The sequence below is a fragment of the Pseudomonas corrugata genome (genome assembly GCF_050920615.1).
Taxonomy (GTDB): Bacteria; Pseudomonadota; Gammaproteobacteria; order Pseudomonadales; family Pseudomonadaceae; genus Aquipseudomonas; species Aquipseudomonas corrugata.
This window is the reverse complement of record NZ_CP130434.1, coordinates 1180213-1199218: the sequence shown is the minus strand read 5'-3', so window position 1 is coordinate 1199218 and position 19006 is coordinate 1180213. Positions and strand designations below refer to the sequence as shown.

General features: G+C 61.3%; 15 protein-coding genes and 1 tRNA gene. 4 read left to right on the top strand and 12 right to left on the bottom strand.

Features of this window, described 5'->3' with window-relative positions; all coding sequences use genetic code 11:
* Positions 1-5: 5 nt before the first annotated feature.
* On the bottom strand, positions 6-947 hold the full coding sequence (gene pfkB / locus QZH45_RS05260; RefSeq protein WP_053193019.1) for a 1-phosphofructokinase: 942 nt from the start codon (positions 945-947) through the stop codon (positions 6-8).
* Positions 947-3811 carry a phosphoenolpyruvate--protein phosphotransferase gene (ptsP, locus tag QZH45_RS05255; protein WP_069018457.1) on the bottom strand — a complete coding sequence of 955 codons (2865 nt, stop codon included), beginning with the start codon at positions 3809-3811 and terminating at the stop codon, positions 947-949. Before ptsP ends, pfkB begins: the two co-directional genes overlap by 1 nt.
* A 287-nt stretch (positions 3812-4098) precedes the next feature.
* On the opposite strand from ptsP, the gene cra reads away from it, so the two are divergent.
* The gene (gene cra / locus QZH45_RS05250; protein WP_024781166.1) at positions 4099-5094 is read left to right on the top strand and encodes a catabolite repressor/activator; all 996 of its coding nucleotides are present in this window, start codon (positions 4099-4101) and stop codon (positions 5092-5094) included.
* A 3-nt stretch (positions 5095-5097) separates the two neighbouring features.
* Entirely contained in the window at positions 5098-5874 is a 777-nt protein-coding gene (locus QZH45_RS05245; protein WP_053193015.1) for a TatD family hydrolase, read from the top strand.
* Positions 5875-6289: 415 nt separating this feature from the next.
* On the opposite strand, the gene QZH45_RS05240 is transcribed toward QZH45_RS05245, so the two are convergent.
* The 4 genes from QZH45_RS05240 to QZH45_RS05225 form a co-directional block, all read right to left on the bottom strand.
* On the bottom strand, positions 6290-6994 hold the full coding sequence (locus QZH45_RS05240; protein ID WP_392396978.1) for a methyl-accepting chemotaxis protein: 705 nt from the start codon (positions 6992-6994) through the stop codon (positions 6290-6292).
* A 1621-nt stretch (positions 6995-8615) separates the two neighbouring features.
* On the bottom strand, positions 8616-9452 hold the full coding sequence (gene ampE, locus QZH45_RS05235; protein WP_024779934.1) for a regulatory signaling modulator protein AmpE: 837 nt from the start codon (positions 9450-9452) through the stop codon (positions 8616-8618).
* Positions 9449-10009 carry a 1,6-anhydro-N-acetylmuramyl-L-alanine amidase AmpD gene (gene ampD, locus QZH45_RS05230; protein ID WP_024779935.1) on the bottom strand — a complete coding sequence of 187 codons (561 nt, stop codon included), beginning with the start codon at positions 10007-10009 and terminating at the stop codon, positions 9449-9451. Before ampD ends, ampE begins: the two co-directional genes overlap by 4 nt.
* 63 nt (positions 10010-10072) lie before the next feature.
* Positions 10073-12286, bottom strand: coding sequence for a DUF1631 domain-containing protein (locus QZH45_RS05225; RefSeq protein WP_024779936.1), 2214 nt, complete (start codon positions 12284-12286; stop codon positions 10073-10075).
* Positions 12287-12539: 253 nt separating this feature from the next.
* Here QZH45_RS05225 and nadC point away from each other — a divergent pair, with 253 nt between their 5' ends.
* Entirely contained in the window at positions 12540-13388 is an 849-nt protein-coding gene (gene nadC, locus QZH45_RS05220) for a carboxylating nicotinate-nucleotide diphosphorylase (RefSeq protein WP_024779937.1), read from the top strand.
* A gap of 187 nt (positions 13389-13575) precedes the next feature.
* On the opposite strand, the gene QZH45_RS05215 is transcribed toward nadC, so the two are convergent.
* Complete coding sequence (locus QZH45_RS05215) at positions 13576-13881, bottom strand: DUF6388 family protein (protein WP_024779938.1); 306 nt, start codon at positions 13879-13881, stop codon at positions 13576-13578.
* A gap of 298 nt (positions 13882-14179) precedes the next feature.
* Between QZH45_RS05215 and QZH45_RS05210 the strand changes: the two genes are divergently transcribed.
* Positions 14180-14725, top strand: a complete 546-nt coding sequence (locus tag QZH45_RS05210) for a hypothetical protein (RefSeq protein ID WP_024779939.1) — start codon at positions 14180-14182, stop codon at positions 14723-14725.
* Positions 14726-14740: 15 nt separating this feature from the next.
* Here QZH45_RS05210 and QZH45_RS05205 read toward each other — a convergent pair.
* The 5 genes from QZH45_RS05205 to rbfA all read right to left on the bottom strand — a co-directional run bounded on the left by QZH45_RS05205 (position 14741) and on the right by rbfA (position 18947).
* Positions 14741-14813 (bottom strand) — tRNA-Thr (locus QZH45_RS05205).
* Between the two features lie 124 nt (positions 14814-14937).
* Entirely contained in the window at positions 14938-17043 is a 2106-nt protein-coding gene (gene pnp, locus QZH45_RS05200) for a polyribonucleotide nucleotidyltransferase (RefSeq protein WP_024779940.1), read from the bottom strand.
* 175 nt (positions 17044-17218) lie between these two features.
* A complete protein-coding gene (rpsO, locus tag QZH45_RS05195) occupies positions 17219-17488 on the bottom strand; it encodes a 30S ribosomal protein S15 (protein ID WP_002555121.1) in 270 nt (89 codons plus the stop codon).
* Between the two features lie 142 nt (positions 17489-17630).
* Positions 17631-18548 carry a tRNA pseudouridine(55) synthase TruB gene (truB, locus tag QZH45_RS05190; RefSeq protein ID WP_024779941.1) on the bottom strand — a complete coding sequence of 306 codons (918 nt, stop codon included), beginning with the start codon at positions 18546-18548 and terminating at the stop codon, positions 17631-17633.
* Positions 18549-18551: 3 nt separating this feature from the next.
* Entirely contained in the window at positions 18552-18947 is a 396-nt protein-coding gene (rbfA, locus tag QZH45_RS05185; RefSeq protein WP_024779942.1) for a 30S ribosome-binding factor RbfA, read from the bottom strand.
* Between the last annotated feature and the right edge of the window lie 59 nt (positions 18948-19006).

Genomic DNA, 19006 nt, shown 5'->3' with positions numbered 1-19006 from the left:
CCCTCTTATTGTTCTGTCAGGGGGCGCACGCGCACGCCCTGTTCAAGCGACGCCAGCAGCGCGGTGTCATGAATGCCAAAACCGATCTGAGTAACCGCCATCGCAGCAATGGCCGTGGCGGTACGCAGGGTCTGTTCCGGAGTGTGCGCACCGAGCAGGCCGTGCAGCATGCCTGCCAGCAGCGAATCACCGGCACCCACGGTGCTGGCGACGGTGACCTTGGGAGGAGAAGCGTGCAGCGCCGAGCCGACGTTGAACCAGTTCACACCCTCGGCACCGTGGGAAATCACCACATGCTCGACGCCCTGGCCATGCAGGCGTTGCGCCGCTTGGGCCTGGGCCTGTTCGGTCACCACATCGCAGCCCAGTGCATCGGCCAGCTCCTCGGTGTTCGGCTTGATCAGCCAAGGCCCGGCCGCCAGCGCGACACGCAAGGCTTCGCCGCTGGTGTCGAGGGCGACCTTCAAGCCGAGGGTTTTCAGGCGAGTGATCAACGCCTGCAACCATTGCGGACTGACGCCCCGGGGCAGACTGCCCGCCAGCACCACGACATCGTGCTCGGGGGCTATCTGCTCCAGACGATTCAGCAGCGCTTGCTGCGCCGCAGCATCGACCCTCGGGCCGGGGCCGTTGAGGTCGGTGATGCGTCCATCCTGCTCTGCCAGCTTGATGTTGCTGCGGGTCTCCCCGGGCACACGGATAAAGGCGTCGACAAACCCGCGCTGAGCGAACAACGTCTCGAATGCCTGAGCGTTGTCTTCACCCAGAAAGCCGCTGACAGTCAGCGTATGTCCCAGGTCGGCCAACACCTGGGCCACGTTCACGCCCTTGCCGGCGGCGTGGCTGTGCATGGCATCGCTGCGGTTGACCTGGCCCGGCTCCAGGCGCGCCAGTTCCACCGTGAGGTCAAGCGCCGGGTTGAGGGTCAGGGTAAGAATCTTCGCCATTACAGCGCCTCCACTAATGCGCGCACATCATTGGCGCTGCCCACGGCCAATGCCTCGCCGGCCAGGGCTTGTGCCTGTTCGAGACTCAGCTCGCGTACTCGTGCCTTGACCTCCGCAATGCTGCGGGCCGACACACTCAGTTCATCCACGCCCAGGCCCACCAGTACCGGCACTGCCAGCGGGTCGGCCGCCAGCTCGCCGCACACGCCCACCCATTTGCCATGGGCATGGGCAGCGCGCACGGTGATGTCGATCAATTGCAGCACCGCCGGGTGCAAGCCGTCGGCCTGGGCCGAAAGACTCGGGTGGCCGCGGTCGATGGCCAGGGTGTACTGCGTCAGGTCGTTGGTGCCCACGCTGAAGAAATCGACTTCCCTGGCAAGCACCGGCGCGAGCAACGCGGCGGACGGCACTTCGATCATGATCCCCAGTTGCAGGTCCGCCACCGGGATTTCCAGGCGCAGGCGCTCGGTCATGTCCCGGGCCTGACGCCATTCTTCGACGCTGCCCACCATTGGGAACATGATCCGCAACGGACGGTTGTCCGCCGAACGCAGCAAGGCACGCAGTTGCGCCTCCATGACTTGCGGGCGCTGCAAGGTCAGGCGGATGCCACGCACGCCGAGGAACGGGTTTTCTTCTTTCGCGATCGGCCAATACGGCAGCGGCTTGTCACCGCCGACATCCAGTGTGCGCACTACCAGGGGCCGGCCGGCCAGGCCATCGAGCACCTTGCGGTATTCGGCTTCCTGGGTCGCTTCGTCCGGTGCCTGGGTGTGGGCCATGAAAATCAGTTCGGTGCGCAACAGGCCGATGCCTTCGGCACCCTGCTCCACCGCGCTGGTGACACCGGCGCTTTCGCCGATGTTGGCGAACACTTCCACCGGGTGGCCATCGCGGGTCAGAGCGGGTTGGTGGCGCTGTTCGGCAGCCGCCTTGAGGCGCTGCTCGCGGGTGTCACGTTCCTCGACCGCGCGTCGCAGGGTGGCGGCATCAGGCTCTACATGCAGGCGACCGCGCTGGCCGTCCAACAACAATGAAGTGCCCGGGGCCAACAGCAACACCGAGGCCCCGGCTCCCACCAGCGCCGGAATGCCCAGGGCCCGGGCGACAATCGCGCTATGGGCGGTGGCGCCGCCGCGAGCGGTGAGAATCCCCGCCACACGGCTCGGGTCCAGGCGCGCCACGTCGGACGGACCGACCTCGTCCATCACCAGGATGTAAGGTTGCTCGGGTTCGCTCGGGGTTTCAATGCCACACAACTGCGCCAGCACACGCCGGCCGACGTCCCGCAGGTCAGCGGCACGCTCGGCGAGCAAGGCGTCCTGCAAGGCTTCCTGCTCCTTTGCGGCAGCTTCAATCACACCCATCCACGCCGCTTGCGCACTCTCACCGAGCTTCAAACGGGTATCGACTTCGTCAGTCAGCTCCGGGTCGTCGAGCATTTCCTGGTGGGTAACGAAAATCTCGCGGATGGCCTTGGCCTTGGCGCGTTCGATCAGGCCTTCGATATCGCGGCGTACCTGATTCAAGGCGTTCTGCAGGCGCTCGCGTTCAATGGCGGCCGACTCGCCGCGCAGCGGATAGTCGATGGCTTGCAACACCTGGATATGGGCCGGACCAATGGCGATACCCGGCGCGGCGGGCACCGCCTGGATCAGGCTGCCGGATTCGGGGGCCAGCAGCACGGTCGCGACTTCGGCCATCGGGCTTTCCTGCGGCGCACTCGGCGGCGGCAGCGGCTCGACTTCTTCGCCCAGGCCCTCTTCGATGGCTGCCAGCAATGCCGGCAGCGCATCGGCGGCGATGCTTGGTTCAGCGATGAACTCCAGAACCTGACCGCGGCGGGCGCCCAGGCTCAGCAGTTTGCTCAAGCTCTTGGCCGACACGGCGCTGTCCTGGCCGTCGACAATGCGCACGCGGATCTCGCCTTCGAAGCTTTTTGCCAGTTGCGCAAGGATCTTCGCCGGACGCGCGTGCAAGCCATGGGCGTTGGCCAGGCCGATACGAGCGCTGGGCCAGTCGGCGGGCAGCTCGCCACCGAGCACCTCCAGCACCTTGCGGCTGCTGGTGGCACGGCCCAGTTCGTGGCCGCGACCTTCGATCAGCAATGCGCAGAGTCGCTCGAGCAATGCCTGGTGAGCTTCGCCGAGACTGGCGAGGCAGAACAGGCCACTCAAGGGTTGGCCCAGATAACGGATGGGCTTGTCCGGTGTCACGAAGGCCAGGCCCGGACGCTTGACGGTCTGTTCGCTGTGCAGCCACCACAGGCCATCGCCCAGAGGCAGCGCATCGACCTGCTGCAATACCCCGGCAAAGCCGTTACTCACGCAATCTGCCTGGCGCAGCAGACGGGCGCCACGCCACACCAGTTCTTCGAAATCGTCGGCCGATACGCCGAGCCCGATCATTTGCGCATCCAGGGCCAACTCCTGCGGCGCACCTTGCAGCAACTTCAGCAAGGCTTCGGCGGAGCTGGCACGCCGCAGTGCCTGGCCCAGATCGGTCTCGCCGAGGGCACGGGTCAGCAGTTGCAGCAAGCGCAGGTGCTCATCGGACTTGGCCGCGATGCCGATCGCCAAGTAGACGATTTGCCCGTCACCCCAGTCCACGCCGTCCGGGAATTGCAGCAAACGAACACCGGTCGAGTGCACCAGGTCGCGGGTTTGCGGCGTACCGTGGGGGATGGCGATACCTTGGCCAAGAAAAGTCGAACCCTGGGCTTCGCGGGCCTGCAAGCCGGCGAGATAACCTTCGGCCACCAGGCCATCGGCCACCAGTTTGTCAGCGAGCAATTGCAGCGCGGCGGCTTTATCCACGGCGGTCTGGGCCATGGATATCTGCTCTGGATTGAGCTCGAGCATGCTTTCTCCTTTTTGGCGTCGGGTTGGCGCCAGGTATTGTTTTGAATGACAGCTTAGCGTTACAGGACGGCTTTTGGCGGTATCGCGGCAGTGCGGCCAGAAAATCCTGCTAACCTTGAAAATACGCTTGCTGAAACGTTTAATCTAGAAAGATTGGCACGTTACTCGATAATCTCTCATCCTTGAAGTGCAACTTGTCGCCAGTGTTTGGACAACGACCGTCGCGCCGAATCGGGTAGGATGGGCGCTCAGTGTCGGGCAAACTCGAAAAAACAAGGAAAAACGGGTTGAAACTCAGTGATATCGCCCAACTGGCCGGTGTGTCCGTCACCACCGCCAGCTATGTCATCAACGGCAAGGCCGAACAGCAACGCATCAGTAATGCGACCGTCGAACGGGTGCGTGCGGTGGTCGAAGAACATGGCTTTACGCCTAATCCCCAGGCCGCCGGATTGCGCAGTCGGCATACCCGTACCCTGGGCTTCATTCTGCCTGACCTGGAAAACCCCAGTTACGCCCGCATCGCCAAGCTGCTGGAACAGGGTGCCCGGGCTCAGGGCTACCAGTTGCTGATTGCCAGCTCAGATGACGCGCCAGAGAGTGAGCGGCAGCTGTTGCAGCTGTTCCGCGCCCGGCGCTGCGACGCGCTGATCGTCGCCAGCTGCCTGCCAGCCGGGGATGACAGCTACCGCCAGCTCCAGGCCAAGGGCATTCCGATCATCGCCATCGACCGGGTGATGGAGCCTGAGCACTTCTGCTCAGTGATCAGCGATGACCGCCAGGCCAGCCTGCAACTGACCCGCAGCCTGCTGGAGACGCAACCCCGGCAGATCGTGCTGCTCGGCGCGCGCCCCGAGCTGAGTATCAGCCAGGAGCGGGCCGCAGGCTTTCGCGAAGCATTGACCGGTTTCGACGGCCAGGTGCTGATCGAGCACGGCGAGTCGTTCAGCCGCGAATGCGGCCGCCAGTTGATGGACGACTTGCTTATGCGCCTGGGGCATCTGCCCGATGCGCTGATCACCACCTCCTACGTGCTGCTGCAAGGGGTGTTCGACGCCCTGCACGACTTCCCGCTCAAGTCGCGCCCGTTGCGCCTGGGCACCTTTGGTGACACGCAATTGCTGGACTTCCTGCCATTGCCGGTCAATGCCATGTCCCAGCAGCATCAGCTGATTGCCGATAAGGCGCTGGAACTGGCCCTGGCGGCCATCGAGAACGATGACTATCAACCTGGCGTGCAGGCCATTGCGCGGACCTTCAAGCAGCGTATCCACCGGGACTGAATCGTGGAGCTGATCGACACTCATACCCACCTGGACTTTCCCGACTTCGACGCGGATCGTCCAGCACTGCTGGCCGCAAGCCGCGCCCTGGGTGTCCGGCAGATGGTGGTGCTGGGGGTGTATCGGGACAACTGGCAGCGGGTCTGGGACCTGGTACAACGCGACCCGGATCTGCACGCAGCGCTTGGGCTGCACCCGGTGTATCTCGACCAGCATCGCCCCGAGGACGTGGCGCACCTGCGCGACTGGCTGGCGCGACTGGCCGGGCATCGGCAGTTGTGCGCGGTGGGAGAAATCGGCCTGGATTACTACGTCGAGAGCCTGGACCGTGAGCGCCAGCAGACGCTGTTCGAAGCGCAACTGCAACTGGCAGCCGAGTTCGAACTGCCAGCACTCATCCACGTGCGTCGCAGCCATGCAGCGGTGATCGCCACCCTCAAGCACCTTCCCCTGAAACGCGCGGGGATCATCCACGCCTTCGCCGGCAGTTTCGAAGAAGCCCGCGAGTACATCAAGCTCGGCTACAAACTCGGCCTCGGTGGCGCCGCCACCTGGCCCCAGGCCCTGCGCATGCACCGGGTACTGGCGAAACTGCCGCTGGAAGCGGTTGTGCTGGAAACCGACTCCCCAGACATGGCCCCCGCGATGTTCCCCGGCCAACGCAACAGCCCGGCGCACCTGCCGGCGATTTGCGAGGCCCTGGCCGCAATCATGGCGATCAGCCCGGAGCAACTGGCCGAGGCCAGCACCGCGAACGCCCGACAATTGTTCAACTGGTGACCGCACTTTCCTGTGCGGACTCGCTCGCGAAAGCGGTCAGCCTGGGTAAGAGAGGTTGGATGTACCGACGCCATCGCGAGCAGGCTCGCTCCCACAGTTGGATCGAGGTACGTCTGGAGAGACAGGTCGGCCGTAACGTCACCTCGCTTTTTTGCTTTTGCTTTTGATCTTCGGGCCCCATTAACCACGCTGGCCGGAGTGAGGGCACACCGAGCCTAGGCGAGGTGCCGAGTGGTGGGGCCAAGCCTTTTTTGCTTACTTTTTTGGCGTTTGAAAAAAAGTAAGCCGCCGTAAGGGCGGAACCCTAAGCCGCCGTTACCGCAGCAACGGATATGTACTCGACCCAAAACCCCGGCCAATCACAAGGCCGCCAATCGCGAGCAGGCTCGCTCCCACAGGGATTCCGCAACGATCTTCACACCCGAAACGCATTGATCAACACCTTGAGCTGCCCCACCTGTGCAGACAGTTCACGACTGGCATCCTCAGTCTGGTGCGCCCCTTCGGCGGTGCGCTCACCCGCACGGTTGATCTCGACAATGTTCTGGTCGATATCATGGGCCACCGCCGTCTGCTGCTCCACCGCAGCCGCGATCTGCTGGTTCTGGTCGACGATCATGCCAACCGCGCCGAGGATGTTTGCCAACGCCTGCTGGACCTTTTCCGACTGACCGACCGTGCCGCTGGCCATTTCATGACTGGTCCCCATGGCCTTGACGGCTGCGCCCACGCCGCCGTGCAGACGACTGATCATCGCTTCGATCTCTTCAGTCGATTGCTGGGTCCGCTTGGCCAGGGTCCGCACTTCATCGGCTACCACCGCGAAGCCGCGTCCCTGCTCTCCGGCCCGAGCCGCCTCAATCGCAGCGTTGAGGGCCAGCAGGTTGGTCTGCTCGGCTATGCTCTTGATCACATCCAGCACGCGGCTGATGGCCTGGCTGTCGGTCGCCAACTGATTGATCACCTGCACCGATTGATCGATCTCGCTGGCCAGGCGGGCGATGCTGCCCTGTTGGGACTCCACCAGCCCACGTCCACTGAGTGTTTCATCGTTCACACTGTGAGCGCTGCTGACCGCCGCAGCGGCACTGCGAGCCACCTCCTGGGCCGTAGCCGACATCTGGTTCATTGCCGTGGCAACCAGTTCGATCTGGCTGCGCTGGCCGGCCACTGCCTGGTTGCTTTGGGCCGAGACCGATTCCACCTGTCCGGCCTGACGCTCCACCTCGACGACTGTCTGACCCACCCGCTCGATCAGGTCGTGGATCTTCGCCACCGTGCCGTTGAACACCTCACCCAACTCGCCCAGCTCGTCCTTGCTGCGGGACACGAAATTGACCGTCATGTCCCCTGCCGCCACTTTGTCCATCATCCGCCCCAGGTATTGGAGCGTGGTGAGGGTCGAGGCATAGAAGCCGGCGTACAAATAGAAGATCAGCAGAAATACCACCACCAATGCCACCGCTTGCAGCACCATGTGGCTGCGGTTCTGCTCCAGGCGATGCCGCAACTGGACATCGAGAAAACCCAGCGCTGCGTCGTTCAGCCGGTAGGTCTGCTCCATCAGGCTGCTGACCTGATCGAAAAAGACCGGCCAGGGCGCATCGAGGGTATCGGCCATCACCACCTGCTCCTCGATCAGCTCGGCGACCTTCTTCAAGGTGCCCTTGCTGCCGTCGGCCGGGCTGGCAAGAGCCTGTCCAGCCGCCTGACTGGAGATCAACGCATCTTGCAGCTTCAAGCCATATTCACCCTGGACTTTTTCGATCTGCGCCAGCAGCTCATCGAATCGGGTACTGGACGCGGAACTGAGAAACCCCAGGCCCAAGGCCGAAGCGCCCAGCGCGCGGCTCTCACCGAGGATCTGGGTGACATTGGGGGTCACGCTGGTCATCAGTTCGCCGAGCTGACGAATATCGCTCTGGCTGTCACGACTCAGTCCCGCCTGGCTGGCGATGATCTGGCTGAATATCTGCGAACTGTTGAGCAGCTTGCCGATCAGCGCACTTTTGCTCTGCAGGGAGCTTTCGGCCTGCTGGGCCTTTAACGCGGCGATTATTTCGTCGCGCTTGGCGTCGAAGAGACTCGCTTGCTCAGGTTCCACGGCCACGACGGTCATGCCTTGCAGACGCGCAAGGGCTTGCCGCTCGAGGGTGCTTATTTTCGCGTCCACATCGCCGGCCTTGCCGGACTGACCCAGACTGGCATTGATCTGCACCAGATTGTTCAGGGTTTCCAGGTCGCGGCGCAGGGTCAGGCTGTTACCCAGCAGGTCGAGGCTTTGCAGCTCCACTTGCGTCCCCTGGAACTGGCGGTAGGAATCGCGCACCAGAAAGAAGTTGGTCACCAGCATCGGCAGCAGGAACAACACGCTGATCAGGCTGAATTTCATACCGAAACTCAGGCGGTTCATCAGCGCGACGGCGGGCCAGAGCAAACTCTTCACAAGGAAGTCTCCCGGTAGGTTTTTTATTTTTATGGGGCATGCGCACAGAGACAGCAGAAAGCCACTATTGGGCGCTGTCCCTGTATAGCCTAAATCGGAGGGGAGATTTGTAACTTAAGGTTAACGGCGCCGGGATGGGGTCCGTTCCTTTCCTGGGAGGGTATTTATCCGTGGGAGCAAGGCTCGCCCGCGATTACGGTAAATCAATCAGCAACAATGTTGACTGGCTTGTCCCTATCGCGAGCAAGCTTTGCTCCCACAGTTTGTTCCACACAATAAAGGATGAACTCGTCGCCTAAGCCAGCACCGTCCACAACGCAAACCCGGCATACCAGAGCACCGCCGCACGCAGCAGCAACTCCCACAGCCGATCGAGGCTGTTGATGCCGTCCGGCCCGGCCACGGGCCCAGAAATTTCGCCAGCCACCAGGCCGACCTTGTCGACCAGCTGAGCGGCGCTGATATTCCAGTTCAGCAGTTCATGCAGCATCACCCGGCTGACCGCCACAAAGTTGCCCACCAGGGCGAAACTCGCCGCCAGCAACCGCACCGGCACCCAGTCGAAGGCATGGCGCAATTGTGCTGCCCGCTCGGCCACGCCGGGATTCTGGCTATGCTCGGCGGCCAGCGCCAGCAGGCGATAACTCAGGGCCGCCACCGGGCCCAGCAGGAAGTACCAGAAGATCACGGCGAAAAAGCTCTGGTAGGCCTGCCACAACAGATGGCCCTGGACCCGCCCCAACAGTTGCTCGCCATTGTCGGCTTCAATTCCCAGGTCCCGCTTGGCCACATGGGTGGCCGCTTGCAGGTCCTCGCGACGCCACGCATCGCGAAACGACCCCAGCTCGGCCAGCAGATCCCCACGCCCCAGGCTGTAAATCACCACCAGCAAGTGCACCGGCAGCACCAGCAGCCCGTAGGCCAGCGGTTGCAGCATCCACAACAATAGCGCCAGCAGCGTCACGGGCAGCAGGACCATGGCCAGCAACACCAGCCAGGGTCGATTGACCCAACGGGGGCTCGACTCGATTCTGTTCAGCTCACCCAGCCACGCGCCGTCACGCTGGACTCGCTGGCGCAAGGCCGAGAACTTCTCGATCCAGACCGCCAGCAGCAACACCAGAAAACTCATTGTCCTTCCCCTTCTGTCAGGGCCGCGCGATAGCGTACCCAGTCAAATGCCGGTCCCGGATCGGTCTTGCGCCCTGGAGCGATGTCGCTGTGCCCGCAGATGCGCTGCACGGTGATCGCCTTGAAGGCCAGCTGCAACTGCCGCGTCAGATCCACCAGGGCGACATACTGCGCGTCGGCGAACGGCAGGTCATCGGTGCCCTCGAGCTCGATGCCAATGGAAAAATCGTTGCAGGTTTCCCGCCCCTCGAAGCACGACACACCCGCATGCCATGCACGCTCCAGGCAGGAAACAAACTGGGTAACGGCGCCGTCACGCTCGATCAGAAAATGCGCGGAGACACGCAAGTCGGCGATACCGGCAAAGTAGGGATGTTCCGTGACATCCAGGCGATTCTGGAAGAATTCCTGCACCTTACCGGTGGCGAACTGGGCAGGCGGCAAGCTGATGTTGTGGATCACCAGCAGGGAAATTTCGCCCTCGGGGCGCGCATTGAAGTTGGGCGATGGGCAATGACGCACGCCATCGCACCAACCGCTCGCGGGGTCCAGCTGCATACAGGTTCCTTCGAAGACGACGGTGATGCCGTCAGTATGCCGTGATCGACCCGGACTGTGCGATCACTTGCCGCGATTGAGTTGACGCAGATTGCCGAGCACGGATTCCAGCGCCCGGTCGAACAACAACGTATCGTCCAACAGGCGCGCGGCCCCCCGGCGAAACTCCAGGGCCAGGCTGGTGCGGCTGTGCTCTTGGACCTTGAGGCCGGTACGGTTGACGAAAATATAGTTGCCGGTGCTCTGGATGATCGCCGCCAGCTTGCAACGCAGGCTATTGTCATCATCCTCCTGGAACTCGACCCAGCTACCCAGGCGCAATTGGTCGACCTGAAGCAGGCCCACGTCATCGGCGGGCAAGCGCACCGTCACGTTATCCGCCGGCGCCTTGTACGCAGGGCGCAGGACAATTTTCTCCAGCACCTGAACCATCACCGGCGCATCCGCCGACTGGACCTTATCCGTGGCCTGGCCCATACGCTGCAAGGCCTGCACGTGCAGGACTTCCAGTTCGCTGAAGAATTCGCTGGTGGCGAACGGATCGAACGCCGAACGGCTCAACCCTTCGCGCAAGGCCTTGAGAAGCTCCGGTACCATGGCCAGCAGGCGCAGGCCGGCATCCGGCTCGTCGTGATACTGGACACTCCAGATCAGTTGCTCCAGGGTCAGGACATCGGCCTGCCATTCGGCGGACTGCTCGCCATGCTTGAAGCCGGTCAGCAGCAGCACCTGGCTCCAGGCCTGCTGCACGAATTCCACCACGGCCTGGGGCAGCACCTTGCCGAACATGACCTGATTCAACGCGCCTTCGACCCGCTGACGTGCCAGTTCAGCCTTGGCCCGCCCTTCCTCGGCATCGCGGATACGCTGCTCGAGCAGTTCGCAGCGGCGCCGCTCGTCACTGGTAAAGGCGAGAAATTCGGCCAGCACTTCGGAGAAAATCGCCGGGTCATCGACGAAATCGTTCAACAGCCGCTGCACCACCTGTTCGATGCGCTGATAAAGGCTGTCGCGCTGGTGGTCGTCGCAGTCGCCCCAGCCCATGGCTGCGGCGGCAATTTCGTTAAGCAGCCGGCGGGCGGGATGATTGCCGCGACTGAAGAAACTCTTGTCCTGTACTGCGACCTTGAGCATCGGGATCTGCAGGCGGCCAATCAACGCCTTGAGGGAGTCCGGCAGGTTGTGGTCGTCGAGGATGAACTCGAACATCATCGCGATGAGGTTGATCACGTCCTCATCGGCGCCCTCGACCACCCGCGACTTGCCACTCTTGACGCTGACCCGGGTGAGCAACTGTTCGAGCTGGCTGCGCAGATCGAACTCGTCCTGAAGCGTGGGCGCCGGCACGTATTGCTGCAAATGGGAGAGCAGACGCAACAGATCACGGGTCGAAATCGGCTGCGCCGGTGCGCTGGGCTCCAGGGTCGGCGCTACGCTGCCACGTACCTGCATCACCAGTTTCTGCAGGGCAGAGAACACTTCCTGAACGCTGTCATCGACCTCGGCGGCCCTGGGCTTGGCCGTCCGCTCCGACGCGGGGCGCGGTGCATCGTCGACACGATCCGAGGCACGCCGGGACGGCGATACCTTGAGATCCGGCAAAATCCCCGTGGCCGCCAGCAACTGATTGGCCTCGGCATAGAACTGGTCGCATTCACTGAGCACATAACGTTCGAACAGTTTGAGCAGGATCAGCTTGACCTTGATCTCCACCCCCAGGTTGCGTCCGGCCTGCAGAAAGGTCTCGCACAACAGCGCCGGGCTCAGGGGGTTCTGTGAATTCGCCATCGGCCGGGCCAGCAACACGCTGAGCCGGGCCGTCAATTGATCGAGGGAGGGACCATCGCGACTGAGCACCCGGGTGACCATGGCTTCTACTGCCAGATGGCGCTCCAGATCGTCATGGGTCGACCGGACCGAAGCACCAGGCGCGGCGGCAGGGCTCAAGGAGGCATGGGTCAGGTCGTACTGGGCGAGGCTGACGAACGCCTCGAAGAACTGCTCGATGAATTCGCGTTCGATACTTTTGCGCTTCAGGCGCAGGTCCCTCATGGCTTCGAAGAACAGATTCTGCTCGACGTCGTTGCGCGCCCGATCGGCCATCTCGAACAAGGTGTCGTCGGCATTATCGAACAGCCTCTGCAAACCCAGCCGCAGCTGTTGCGCGGCCTTGTCGCGGACCTGGAGCAGAATCACAGGCAAACGGGCGAGCGGCGAGCGATTCGCCTGATCGGTAGGAACCTTATGCAAAGGCACTACATTCCCGTCGTTATGCATCCTGGCCTCCTGAAACGGTGTTCTTCGGTTGGCAACGTCAAAGCCATGACGTCAATCGAAAGGCGGATTATCTGGCAAAAGAACCCCGTCGCACCAGAGAACTCTGTGACCCAGCTTGAAATACATCGCAATAAATGACCGGGGAATTGGCAAAACGTTGCGAAGAGCCGACCAAATGCAGGTCCTGGTGAACAATGTTTGTGCAACAGGACACTGGCCCTATAATCGGGCCACTTTGCCTGTGGAGCCCGTTATGCCGAACCTACGTCTCGCCGACCTGACTGCCGAAATCGAAGCCAACGTGCGCCGCGCCTTGCTCGAAGACATCGGCAGCGGCGACATCACCGCGCAGTTGATTCCCGCCGAACGCCTGGCCAAGGCCACCATCATTACCCGCGAAGCCGCGATCATCAGCGGCACAGCCTGGGTCGACGCCGTGTTCCGGCAATTGGACCCGCGTGTTGCGGTGCATTGGCAGGTGCGTGACGGCGACCGGGTCAACTCCGACCAGGCGCTGTTCCACCTCGAAGGCCCGGCCCGCTCACTGCTGACCGGCGAGCGCAGCGCGCTGAACTTCCTGCAGATGCTCTCGGGTGTCGCCACCCGCGCCCGCTACCTGGCCGACTTCGTCGCCGACACCCAGGTCAAGCTGCTGGATACCCGCAAGACCCTGCCCGGGCTGCGCCTGGCACAGAAATACGCCGTCACCTGCGGCGGCTGCCATAACCACCGCATAGGGCTGTACGATGCCTTCCTGATCAAGGAAAACCACATCGCGGCCTGCGGCGGGATCGCCCAGGCGATCGCGGCCGCTCACAAGATTGCACCGGGCAAACCGGTGGAAGTCGAAGTGGAAAGCCTGACGGAATTGAAGGAAGCACTGGCGGCCAACGCCGACATCATCATGCTCGACGAATTGAGCCTGGACGACATGCGTGAAGCCGTGCGCCTGAACGGCGGCAAGGCGAAGCTGGAGGCCAGCGGCGGGATCAATGAAAGCACGTTGCGGCCGATTGCCGAGACCGGGGTGGACTACATCTCGATCGGAGCGATGACCAAGGATGTGAAGGCGGTGGATCTGTCGATGCGCTTGAGTCTCTGAGCATAAAAAACGCCAGCCCTGAGGCTAATAAAGCCCGTGGGAGCAAAGCTTGCTCGCGATTGCGGTAAGTCAGTCAGCAACAACGTTGACGGGCCCATCGCTATCGCGAGCAAGCTCTGCTCCCACAGGCGTTGCGCCGTTTGATCCTTAACTGACTGGCATTAAGCCCTGAGGCTGGCGTTTTTTTTCAGACCACCAGATTATTCATCTCGCAGTACTCATCCCAATCCACACCCAGCACCTCGGCAGCCTCCTTGTGCAAGGCAAGACGCTGCGCCTCGAACTCTTCAGGCGTGCTGGTGTACTTGAGCGTCAGCTCCCAAGGCTGCAAGCCCTGGGCTTCGGCCTCGTCTTCGAAAGCCCACTGAATCTGGTCTTTCTGCTCATCGGCGCTCAGGTTCCCGATTTCTTCCAGTAACTGAGGCGTATCCAGGGCGTATTTGCGCAGCGCTTCTTCGTGTCTGGCTTCTTGGGTCAGTTCTTTAGCCGTCATGTCGTTCTCGCTGATCGAAGGAATGGAAGATGGGACTGGATCATCAAGGATCTCTCTGACACAGAACCGCTGGCAGCGCGGTTTTCCTGGTCCTTGGAACCATTCGTGGATCATTTGAAAACTGCTGGGCAATGCTCATGCAGGCAACGAATATAGGACGTTTTACCGATGATTTACACGGCTCTTTACATCTGCCGCACAAAAACCTTATGTCCACGTACGGAAGAGGTCGAGGAACATCTATCAGAATCCCGAGTCATAGCGATGCGCCATATCGGCACTTCATAAGGATTCTGTAATGCGCAGCTTTCCAAAGTTAACGTCTATTCGGCGGGCTACCACGACCCTGCTACTCTCCAGCCTGGTATTGACCGGCGCCGCGCAAGCGGCAGTTGAGATCTCGTCCAATTTTCCAGAGCCATCCGATGAAATTTCGGCCCTTCGCAGCTCATTTGGCAACGACGTCTTCTACAAAACCGGTATCAGCATCGATAACTTGAAGGACATGCAGCAAGCCGCCAAAGCCAACGCTATCGAACTGGAAAGCCAGAAGCGCACCCTCGCCGAGCAGGCCCGGCAGATCGAAGAGCTCAAACGCAACAGCGGTTCCAGTTCCAACTCCAGCAGCCGGGAAATTGAAGAACTTAAACGCACGGTCAAGGAACAGGAGCGCGACCTGAACGACCTTGGCAAGCAAGTGGAAGAGCTCAAGCGTAATAGCGGCTCCAGCTCGAGTTCGAACAACAGCGAGATATCGACGCTGAAAGGAAAGATCAGCGATCAGGATCGCGAGATGGATCAGCTCAAACGCATGGTTGAGGAGTTGAGCAGGAAGGTGAAATAAGGAGAGAGGAGATCTTGCCCGAGACAGGAATCGAACCTGCGACCTTCGCGTTACGAGTGCGCTGCTCTACCGACTGAGCTACACGGGCGGTGAGCTAACCTAGCATCCAGCCCGTGACCAGGCAACCTGTGCCACAAGGATTTTCCACACACAACAAAACGCCCCGAACCAGTCGGGGCGTTTTGTTGTTCAGCAGTCAGGCGAAGGGGTGATTAAACGCCCGATGCCTTGGCCGCCGCCACGTCCTTGATGGACAGCTTGATACGGCCGCGGTTGTCCACGTCCAGTACCAGCACTTCCACTTCCTGGCCTTCTTTCAGGATGTCGGTCACTTTCTCGACGCGAGCATCGCTCAGCATGGAGATGTGAACCAGACCGTCCTTGCCCGGCAGGATGTTGACGAAAGCGCCGAAGTCGACGATGCGCTCGACCTTGCCGACGTAGATCTTGCCGATCTCGGCTTCGGCGGTGATGCCCAGGACGCGCTGGCGTGCTGCTTCTGCTGCTTCCTTGGTTTCGCCGAAGATCTTGATCGAACCGTCGTCTTCGATGTCGATCGAAGCCTTGGTTTCTTCACAGATCGCACGAATGGTCGCGCCGCCTTTACCGATGACATCACGGATCTTGTCGGTGTCGATCTTCATCGCGATCATGGTCGGAGCGTTTTCCGACAGTTCGGTGCGGGACTGACCGATCACCTGGTTCATCTGGCCGAGGATGTTCAGGCGCGCTTCCAGGGCCTGGCCCAGGGCGATCTCCATGATCTCTTCGGTGATGCCCTTGATCTTGATGTCCATCTGCAGTGCGGTCACGCCTTTGGCGGTACCGGCCACTTTGAAGTCCATGTCGCCCAGGTGGTCTTCGTCACCCAGGATATCGGTCAGGACGGCGAATTTCTCGCCTTCCTTCACCAGGCCCATGGCGATACCGGCAACCGGCGCCTTCATCGGCACACCGGCGTCCATCAAGGCCAGGGAAGCGCCGCAGACCGAAGCCATGGAGCTCGAACCGTTGGACTCGGTGATTTCCGATACCACACGGATGGTGTACGGGAACACGTCGGCGTCCGGCAGCATGGCCTGGACCGAACGACGGGCCAGACGGCCGTGACCGATTTCGCGGCGACCGGCGCCACCCATGCGACCGCACTCACCCACCGAGAACGGAGGGAAGTTGTAGTGCAGCATGAACGGGTCTTTCTTTTCGCCTTCCAGAGTGTCCAGCAGTTGCGCGTCACGGGCGGTGCCCAGTGTGGCAACGACCAGGGCCTGGGTTTCGCCACGGGTGAACAGGGCCGAGCCGTGGGTCTTTGGCAGAACGCCGACTTCGATGTTCAGCGGGCGTACGGTACGGGTGTCGCGACCGTCGATACGTGGCTTGCCGTTGACGATGTTTTCGCGAACGGTGCGGTATTCGATTTCACCGAAAGCAGCCTTGACGTCGGCAGCCGATGGCTGGCCTTCTTCGCCGGACAGCTTGGCAACAACCTGGTCCTTCAACTCGCCCAGGCGCGCGTAACGGTCGGCCTTGACGGTGATGGTGTAGGCCTGGGAGATGGCTTCGCCGAACTCGGCACGGATGGCACCCAGCAGCTCGGTGGCTTCGGCTTGCGGAGCCCAGGTCCAGGTTGGCTTGGCGGCTTCGGCGGCCAGTTCCTTGACGGCGTTGATGACCACCTGGAACTCGTCATGGGCGAACAGTACGGCACCCAGCATCTGGTCTTCGGTCAGCTCTTTGGCTTCGGATTCAACCATCAGCACGGCTTCGGAAGTACCGGCAACGACCATGTCCAGGCTCGAGGCCTTCAGTTGCTCGTAGGTCGGGTTCAGCAGGTAGCCGGTGCTTTCATGGAACGCAACGCGGGCAGCGCCGATCGGGCCATCGAAAGGAATGCCGGAGATGGCCAGCGCAGCCGAGGTACCGATCATCGCAGCGATGTCCGGATCGGTCTTCTTGCTGGTGGAAACGACGGTGCAGACAACCTGCACTTCGTTCATGAAGCCTTCTGGGAAAAGCGGACGGATCGGACGGTCGATCAGTCGGGAAGTCAGGGTTTCTTTCTCGGAAGGACGGCCTTCGCGCTTGAAGAAACCGCCAGGGATCTTACCGGCGGCGTAAGTCTTTTCCTGGTAGTGAACAGACAGAGGGAAGAAGCCCTTGCCTGGATCGGCTTGCTTGGCACCGACAACGGTCACCAATACGCTGACGTCGTCGTCAACGGTGACCAGCACTGCGCCGGAGGCCTGACGGGCGATACGGCCAGTCTCGAGGGTAACGGTCGACTGACCGAACTGGAATTTTTTGATTACCGGGTTCACGGTGTCCTACCTTCTTTGTGGCTCTTGGGGAACTTGTCTTCTTGCGAAATTCTTGGGCAGTGCGGGGAATCGGCCCAACGACTGTCCAGATAAAACTTGAGGCTGGGAGCCTGCCGGTTGCCGACGCAAAGCGCAGGCAACAGACAGACCACCAACCTCATAGCGCAATCGCTTATTAGCGACGCAGACCCAGGCGGCCGATCAAGGCGCTGTAACGACTTACGTCCTTACCCTTGAGGTAATCCAGCAGCTTGCGACGCTGGTTTACCATACGGATCAGACCACGACGGGAGTGGTGGTCCTTACCGTTGGCCTTGAAGTGACCTTGCAGTTTGTTGATGTTGGCGGTCAGCAGTGCAACTTGCACTTCTGGCGAACCAGTATCACCAACAGCTTGCTGGTAGTCGGTCACGATCTGAGCTTTTTCTTCAACGCTGAGTGCCATGTGGCTTTCCTCTTGTGAGGTACCGTTTCCGGGGAAACCGTACCAACAGGCCAGGGACAGATCCCTGTATCTATAAATGAGTAGTGACCGTGCCTGTTAACAGCCACACTCGCCCGCCTGCTATTACACAGACGGGTTCCGGTCATTCCGACCGAATCAGTCGACGCGGCGCAATGCGCCCGTCTTCGCTCACTTCACCGATACCGATGAAGCGACCGTTGTGATCCTGTACCCGGACCATACCGAACTTCGGCGCATCCGGGGCACGCACCGGCTGGCCATTGAGCCAGTAGAATGCGCTGTGTTCCGAGAACTGCAACAGCGGCCAGTCCAGCAGACCACTGTCCGATGGCATCAGGAAGCGGTCGACCGCTTCGTTGCCGCCTTCGGCATGTACCGCTTCGAGCTCTTCCAGCGTGACCGTCTGGGCCAGCGTGAAAGGTCCGGCCTGGGTCCGGCGCAACTCCGCCACGTACGCACCACAGCCGAGCTGCTCACCGATATCCTCCACCAGGGTCCGGATATAAGTGCCTTTGCTGCAATCCACGGCTAGCCGGGCAGTATTACCGTCAAAGGCCAGCAATTCCAAGCGCGCAATAGTAACAGAACGTGGTTCACGCTCCACTACTTCGCCTGCACGCGCCAGTTTATACAAGGGTTGCCCATCACGCTTCAGGGCAGAGTACATCGGCGGTATCTGACTGATTTGCCCACGAAATCCTGGCAGCACAGCTTCGATATCAGCCTGACCAACGGTCACTGGGCGCTCGCGCAGTACCTCACCTTCGGCGTCCGCCGTGGTGGTGGTCTTGCCCAGTTGCGCCAGGGTTTCATAGCCCTTGTCGGAGTCGAGCAGGTATTGGGAGAACTTGGTCGCCTCGCCGAAACACAGCGGCAGCACGCCGGTAGCCAGCGGATCGAGGCTGCCGGTATGCCCGGCTTTCTCGGCATTGAGCAGCCAGCGAACCTTCTGCAAGGCTGCGTTGGAGGTGAACCCCAACGGCTTGTCGAGCAGGATGATACCGCTGACATTACGACGGATACGTTTGACCTGAGCCACCGGTTACTCCTTGGTGTCTTCGGGTTCAGCCGCGTGCTGACTGTCTTCAGCCACGGCGCGCTCGATCAACGCCGACAGATGCGCACCCCGGGCGACGCTTTCGTCGTAATGGAAATGCAGTTGCGGAACACTGCGCAGCTTCATTTCCTTGGCCAACTGCATGCGCAGGAAACCGGCGGCCGAGTTGAGCACCTTGATGCTCTGGGCGACGTCATCGGCGCCATCCTGCCCCATCACCGTGATGAAAATCTTCGCATGACCAACGTCACGGCTGACTTCCACTGCAGTAATGGTGACCAGGCCGACACGCGGGTCCTTGACTTCGCGGCGGATCAGTTGGGCCAGCTCGCGCTGCATCTGATCGCCGATTCGTTGGGTACGGCTATATTCTTTTGCCATGTCTTGCTACCTGTTACTGCCCCACGGCGAAACCCGTGAGGTCTGAAAGCGGCAAACGC

Coding starts and splice junctions, on each gene's coding strand:
- rpsO (WP_002555121.1), bottom strand. CDS start 17,488: ATGGCACTCAGCGTTGAAGAAAAAGCTCAGATCGTGACCGACTACCAG.
- nadC (WP_024779937.1), top strand. CDS start 12,540: ATGCCGAACCTACGTCTCGCCGACCTGACTGCCGAAATCGAAGCCAAC.
- ampE (WP_024779934.1), bottom strand. CDS start 9,452: ATGAGTTTTCTGGTGTTGCTGCTGGCGGTCTGGATCGAGAAGTTCTCG.
- rbfA (WP_024779942.1), bottom strand. CDS start 18,947: ATGGCAAAAGAATATAGCCGTACCCAACGAATCGGCGATCAGATGCAG.
- ptsP (WP_069018457.1), bottom strand. CDS start 3,811: ATGCTCGAGCTCAATCCAGAGCAGATATCCATGGCCCAGACCGCCGTG.
- QZH45_RS05225 (WP_024779936.1), bottom strand. CDS start 12,286: ATGCATAACGACGGGAATGTAGTGCCTTTGCATAAGGTTCCTACCGAT.
- QZH45_RS05240 (WP_392396978.1), bottom strand. CDS start 6,994: ATGTCGGCTACGGCCCAGGAGGTGGCTCGCAGTGCCGCTGCGGCGGTC.
- QZH45_RS05215 (WP_024779938.1), bottom strand. CDS start 13,881: ATGACGGCTAAAGAACTGACCCAAGAAGCCAGACACGAAGAAGCGCTG.
- ampD (WP_024779935.1), bottom strand. CDS start 10,009: ATGCAGCTGGACCCCGCGAGCGGTTGGTGCGATGGCGTGCGTCATTGC.
- QZH45_RS05210 (WP_024779939.1), top strand. CDS start 14,180: ATGCGCAGCTTTCCAAAGTTAACGTCTATTCGGCGGGCTACCACGACC.
- pfkB (WP_053193019.1), bottom strand. CDS start 947: ATGGCGAAGATTCTTACCCTGACCCTCAACCCGGCGCTTGACCTCACG.